This window comes from Calditrichota bacterium (assembly GCA_013151735.1).
Classification (GTDB): domain Bacteria; phylum Zhuqueibacterota; class JdFR-76; order JdFR-76; family BMS3Abin05; genus BMS3Abin05.
The window spans coordinates 1-6,311 of record JAADHR010000177.1 but is presented as its reverse complement, the minus strand read 5'-3'; the positions used below and the strand labels follow the sequence as shown (position 1 = coordinate 6,311).

The window sequence follows — 6,311 nt, the reverse complement described above, 5'->3', positions numbered from 1 at the left end:
TGGGTTTAATTTTTGCAGTAACTGTTAGCGGTATTGCATTGAATTAATGGCGCATTTTTTTTAATGTTTTTTTACGGGGAAAATAGTCTTTTTGAAAATGAAATCCGGCCTTTTGAACCCACCCCCTGACTCCCCCTCCCTGATTTCAGGGAGGGGGCCGGAGGGAGGGTCAGGAATAGACAGATTCTGCTAAATACGCACTAAAGTGAGATGGTACACAGGAATAAAAAGGCAGATTTTCCCTTTCAGTATTTTTACTGATAGTTTTTGCAGTAAAACAAAAATACAGAGTGGGCTTTGTTGTTTTTTAAAGATTTCTTTTAGCGTATTCCGCTAAAACAATGCCCACAAAAATTCAAGTAGAAACATTTTTTAAAAAGAGCACACAAAATGAAAAAAGAAATGATTGATGTTCAATTGGGCGATTTAACCAAAATAGTTGCAGACGCGATTGTCAATCCGGCAAACAGCTTTGGTAAAATGGGGGGTGGTGTGGCCGGTGCCATCAAGCGTGCGGGTGGGGCGGAGATTGAAAAAGAGGCCGTTGCCCGGGCCCCGATTCCCGTAGGAACAGCCGTGGCCACCACCGCCGGACGCCTTGCCGCCCGGTACGTGATTCATGCTCCGACTATGGAAAAACCCACGCAACGGACGACGATTGAAAATATCAAACGAGCGGTTCAGGCTGCCCTGGAAACCGCGGATCACCTGAACGTGAAATCCCTTGCTTTTCCGGGGATGGGCACCGGGGTGGGCCGCGTGCCTCGTCCTGACGCGGCTCTGGCAATCGTTTCAGTTCTGCTGTCGTTTGAGGCAACGTCTTTAAAACAGGTTCTTCTGGTTGATCGGAATAAAGAAATGGTTCAGGCATTTCGGGGGGCTCTTGAGAAGGGCTAATGTCCCATTCGATTGGTTTTTTTCCAAAATTGTACCTGAGCAAAAACGCCTGAAAAATGGCGTGCAAGTATCTGGGTTGCGATAGTTTGCGGTTAAAAGCAAAGAATTCATTCAATCGAGTGCCACAAGCCGAAGGCTGGTGATGTGTAGCGATTCAGACGCGCAATGGGTTCCAAATTTTTATTGATTTCCTGATATTTTATATGTAGATTAAAAAGTTAGGTTCTTGTTTTTAGACTCTTAATCCACGACATTTACGAAAAGTGGAAACCAAATCATTATTTATTTTGATGGCTAAATAGTTACAAATCGTTATTTAAATGACAGCTACAGCAATTGCTCATTCAAACATTGCTTTGGTAAAATATTGGGGAAAGCGGAATGAACGGCTTAATCTTCCGGCTGTTGGGTCCCTGTCGATCACCCTTCGGGATTTGTACACCCAAACGTCGGTGCGATTTGACCCCTCCCTGCAGAAAGACGAACTTTTTCTTAATGGGCGACCGGCCAATGAATCGGAGCGGCTGAGAATTGCTTATTTTTTGGATGAAATCCGCCGACCTTTAAAAGAGAGCCGGTTTGCCCGCATCGAAAGCGAAAATAATTTTCCGACCGGCGCCGGTCTGGCGTCCTCGGCGTCAGCCTTTGCGGCACTTGCGCTGGCTGCCACACGGGCCTTGAATTTGAGCTATTCGCCGCAAGAGCTCTCAATTTTGGCGCGGAAGGGGTCCGGCTCGGCGGCGCGCTCCGTTTTTGGCGGTTTTGTAGAAATGTTTCGCGGGGAAAAGCCGGACGGCACGGACAGCTTTGCTGTCCAAATTGCGGATGAAAAGTACTGGCCGCTGGACATTCTGGTGGCTGTTACGACCGAGGAGAAAAAGGCCGTCGGTTCCACGGAGGGGATGAAACGGTCGGAGGAAACCTCTCCCTATTACACCGCCTGGGTGGAAGCGTCACCAGCAGACATTGCCGGGATGCGGGAGGCTGTTATTCAGCGTGATTTTGACCGGCTGGCCGAGATTGCCGAGCACAGTTGCTTGAAAATGCACGGGCTTATGATGGCCACGAAGCCCGCATTAATTTACTGGAATGCCGTCACCGTTGAAGTCATTCAGGCCGTTCTTGATCTTCGTAAAAAGGGTGTTCCCGTATTTTTCACAATTGATGCGGGACCTCAGGTCAAGGTCATCTGCGAACCCGGTTATTCCGAGCAGGTAACGTCGATTCTTAGAAATATCTCGGGTGTCCGGCGTCTCATCCACACAACTGTGGGCCCCGGCGCGCACATAATTGAGGAAAACCATTGAAAGTTATTACAAAAGTACCCGGAAAGCTGATTTTGTTGGGTGAATATGCGGTGCTGGAGGGTGCCTCAGCACTGGTGGCTACGGTGAATCGTTTTGCACAGGTCACGCTGGAAAGCACAGGGGATTCCACATTCCTCTTGCGGGCGCCGGCCATCGACATCCCCGGAATGCGGTTTTTAATCGATGCCAGCGGAAGAATTCAATTCCTGAAACGCCCGCTTAAAAGAACCGCTCAAAAAATGCAGCTCTTTCTTTCAATCTTTGAATATGCCCTGCACACCCTGAAAAAGCACGGGAAATCCCTGGTTTCAACCAGTATCCTGTTGGATACCTCTGAATTTTTTTATCAAAAACAATCGGCGAAACTTGGGCTGGGTTCCAGCGCGGCTCTCACCGTTGCGCTGATTGCCAGTTTGTACGAGCAGGTCATGGGGCGCCCGCAGGATGCGAATAAATTATTTCGGGAGGCCCTTGAGGCCCACCGCCTGGCACAGGGAAACATGGGCAGCGGAATTGATATTGCCGCCTCGGTTTACGGGGGGGTCTTGTGCTATAAAATTGAGGATTCCTGGCCAAATTTTTCCGCAAAAGCCGAACCCCTTAAAATGCCGTCCGGATTGCATTATTTGCCCATTTGGGCAGGCAAATCTTCCTCGACCATCGATTTTGTGAAGCAGTTTTACAAATTCAAACAATTAAACCGAAAGCATTACCAGTCGCTTCTGGAGGAAATGCGGTATTGGTCGTCTGAAGGATGCCGTGCGTTTAAACAGGAGAATGTACCCGGATTTCTGGAAAGCGTTCGGGCGTACCACCAGATCATGGAAAAACTGGGGGAAAAAATCGGAGCGCCGGTCATTTCAAAAGAACACCAGCAATTGGCGGATATATCGGCAAATGTGGGGGCGGTGTACAAACCGTCCGGTGCCGGCGGCGGTGATCTGGGGATTGCCTTCAGCGATTCCGAGGAGGTAATTGAAAGCCTCCGGCAGGAAATCACCCGTGCCGGTTTTGAAATTATGGATTTAGATTTTGGAACAACGGGAATTCAGATTCAACACGACGAGGCCAAAATACATGAAGACATCTCGAATTCCTAATTTTTATCAGTACTCTATTTTAGAACGATTGAAAATTCTGCGACAGAATGGCATTCTCACCGAAGAAGAAACCCGCGAACTGACCAACGGAAAATACGTTCTTCATCCCGAAGAAGCCGATAAAATGGTGGAAAATGTGATTGGTGTTTTTAGCCTTCCACTGGGTCTCGGCCTTAATTTTCTGATCAACGGCAAAGATTACATTGTGCCCATGGTGGTGGAAGAACCGTCGATTATTGCCGCCGTGAGCTCCGGGGCCAAACTGGTCCGGGCGGCCGGAGGATTTGAAAGCAAAAGTACCGACCCCATTCTGATCGGCCAAATTCAGGTAGTCGATGTGGAGCATCCGACGCGGGCCAAACAGGCCATTCTTCGGCGAAAGGACGAAATCCTGAATCTGGCAAATGACCTTCATCCGCACATGGCCGCGCGCGGAGGCGGTGCCCGGGATCTGGAAGTGGTTTTGCATCCGGCTTCTTCCCGGTTCGGCGAAATGCTGGTGGTTCACCTGTTTGTGGATACCCGGGACGCCATGGGGGCAAATCTTGTGAACAGCATGTGCGAGGGGGTGGCTTCGCTCATCGAAAAAATCACGCACGGAAAAGTTTTTCTGCGAATTCTTTCCAATCTGGCCGATCGATCCATTGTGCGGGCAAAAGCCGTGATTCCCTCGAAGCTCCTGGAAGGCAAAGATTTTTCGGGCGAGGAAATTCGTGAGGGAATTATTCTGGCCAACCACTTTGCGGCTGTGGATCCCTACCGGGCGGCCACCCACAACAAGGGCATTTTAAACGGGATTGATCCCGTGGCCATTGCCACCGGTAACGACTGGCGGGCGCTGGAGGCGGGCGCGCATGCCTACGCTGCCCGGGGGCAGGCGTACTCGTCCCTGACCAACTGGTACAAAGACGAAGCAGGCAATTTGGTGGGCACCATCGAGCTTCCGATCAAGGTCGGCACGGTGGGCGGACCCCTGCAATCCAATCCGGCTGTGAAAATTGCCCACCGAATATTGGGGATTCAATCCGCGCGGGAATTGGCAGAGGTCATGGGAGCCGTGGGACTGGCACAGAATTTTTCGGCACTTCGGGCACTTGTAACGGAGGGTATTCAGCGGGGACACATGAGCTTGCACGCCCGCAGTGTCGCCAAGGCCGCACACGTTCCCGAAGAGTATTTTGATGAGGTTGTGGATCGATTGATTGAAGGGGGAACCATAAAAATCTGGAAGGCTCAGGAGATTTTGCACATGCTTCAGGGTAAAGCGGCGTTTGATACCACGGGGGAAGGAGGGAAACCTCTGCCTGCGGGACACGGCAAGGTGATTCTTTTAGGCGAGCATGCAGTGGTGTACGGAAGTCATGCCATTGCAGCGCCTATTTCGTTGGCGATTCAGGCCCGGGTGGAAGACGCCCGGGATGGAATTCACTTGATCGTGCCGCAATGGGGGATTGAGGAAGAAATCCAACGCGGTAAAAACTACAAGTATTCCATTTACAACTCGCTTCACATGATTCTGAGTTCCCTCCAGCTGCTGGATCAGAATATGCGCCTTTTTGTGCTTCCCCAGATTCCGCGGGCCATGGGATTGGGCGGCTCGGCCGCACTGGCGGTTGCCATTATTCGCGCCCTCTCCGAGCATTTCAAATTGGGGCTTTCCGACGAAGAAGTGAACACATTGGCCTACGAGTCTGAGAAAATAGTCCACGGCACGCCTTCGGGAATCGACAACACGATGGCCACTTACGGAAAATTTATTCTGTACCGGAAGGACACGCCGCCCATGTTTCAGGAGGTGGTGGTTCCCAAACCCCTTCCCATTGTGATTGGACTGAGTGGCGTGGAAGGTTTGACGCTGAAAATGGTTCGTCAGGTTCGTCAGGCATGGGAAAAGAACAAATCGCTCTACGGTCAGATATTCAAACAAATTGACGATTTAACCATACAGGCTGTCGGGGCGATTCAAGAGTACGATCTGGAAAAACTGGGCTATTTGATGAATATTAATCAGGGCCTGTTAAATGCGCTTCAGGTATCCTCCTGGGAACTGGAAGAGCTGGTAGAAATTGCCCGAAATAACGGGGCGCTGGGCGCTAAACTTACCGGTGGTGGTGGTGGTGGTGCCGTGATTGCCTTGTGTCCCGAAAATGCCGAGCAGGTTGTGGAGGCCATGCAGAAAGCCGGCTACCGCGGAATTATTACGGAAATCGGGTAACTAAAAAATCTGGACTGTTCCAATGAGTGAAGGTGGTTTTATGTCTGAAAATACTCACGTTGTCTCTTTTGAAGATGAACCTTTGATTTTGGTCAACGAATTTGACGAAGTTGTTGGCTATAAACCCAAATTGGACTGTCATCGGGGGGAAGGCATTTTACACCGGGCCTTTTCCATTTTTATTTTTAACGATCAAAAACAGCTGCTCCTCCAAAAGCGAAGTGATCAAAAATGGCTCTGGCCGTTGTACTGGTCGAACAGTGTGTGCAGTCATCCCAGAAAGGGGGAATCCATGGAGATTGCCACACAGCGGCGTCTGGAAGAGGAGATCGGATTTTCGGTACCGCTTCATTTTTTGTACAAATTTCAGTACCATGCCCGCTATAAGCACAAAGGTTCCGAAAGAGAGCTTTGTTCGGTGTACATTGGGAAATACAACGGGCCGGTTCGTGCCAATGAAAATGAAATCGCGGAATGGAAATTTGTAGGGGCTGAGGAGCTGGAAACCGATCTCTCTCAGCATGAAGACCGCTATTCGCCGTGGTTCAAGATGGAATGGAAACGCATCCGGGAAGAGTTTTGGGATCGGGTCGAAAAGCTGTAGGCGCTCACATATCCCTCCGATGGTAAATCCTTTGCTTTGTGGTGGCTGCGATTTTTATTTCCAAAAAGTTTTTTTGTGAAAAAAGGGGGGAGATCTCTTAAAAATAGAAAAGGCGGCTCTGCTGGAATTTTTTATGGGAAAAGCAATATTTCAGAATAGTGAGGCACGGCCTCTTTTGAACCCACCCC

5 protein-coding genes are annotated in these 6,311 nt (G+C 49.9%); all 5 read left to right on the top strand.

The window, feature by feature from the left end; genetic code table 11:
- Positions 1-390 precede the first annotated feature (390 nt).
- The 5 genes from GXO76_12280 to idi all read left to right on the top strand — a co-directional run bounded on the left by GXO76_12280 (position 391) and on the right by idi (position 6,123).
- Entirely contained in the window at positions 391-897 is a 507-nt protein-coding gene (locus GXO76_12280; protein NOY78637.1) for a macro domain-containing protein, read from the top strand.
- A gap of 320 nt (positions 898-1,217) precedes the next feature.
- Complete coding sequence (mvaD, locus tag GXO76_12275) at positions 1,218-2,204, top strand: diphosphomevalonate decarboxylase (protein NOY78636.1); 987 nt, start codon at positions 1,218-1,220, stop codon at positions 2,202-2,204.
- On the top strand, positions 2,201-3,304 hold the full coding sequence (locus tag GXO76_12270) for a hypothetical protein (protein ID NOY78635.1): 1,104 nt from the start codon (positions 2,201-2,203) through the stop codon (positions 3,302-3,304). Before mvaD ends, GXO76_12270 begins: the two co-directional genes overlap by 4 nt.
- The gene (locus GXO76_12265) at positions 3,282-5,519 is read left to right on the top strand and encodes a hydroxymethylglutaryl-CoA reductase, degradative (protein NOY78634.1); all 2,238 of its coding nucleotides are present in this window, start codon (positions 3,282-3,284) and stop codon (positions 5,517-5,519) included. The genes GXO76_12270 and GXO76_12265 overlap by 23 nt, the downstream gene beginning before the upstream one ends.
- A gap of 40 nt (positions 5,520-5,559) precedes the next feature.
- Positions 5,560-6,123, top strand: coding sequence for an isopentenyl-diphosphate Delta-isomerase (gene idi, locus GXO76_12260; GenBank protein NOY78633.1), 564 nt, complete (start codon positions 5,560-5,562; stop codon positions 6,121-6,123).
- Positions 6,124-6,311: the final 188 nt, after the last annotated feature.

Excerpts from the sequence above, each read along its gene's own strand:
- GXO76_12265 (NOY78634.1), top strand. The coding sequence starts at position 3,282 with ATGAAGACATCTCGAATTCCTAATTTTTATCAGTACTCTATTTTAGAA.
- mvaD (NOY78636.1), top strand. The coding sequence starts at position 1,218 with ATGACAGCTACAGCAATTGCTCATTCAAACATTGCTTTGGTAAAATAT.
- GXO76_12280 (NOY78637.1), top strand. The coding sequence starts at position 391 with ATGAAAAAAGAAATGATTGATGTTCAATTGGGCGATTTAACCAAAATA.
- idi (NOY78633.1), top strand. The coding sequence starts at position 5,560 with ATGTCTGAAAATACTCACGTTGTCTCTTTTGAAGATGAACCTTTGATT.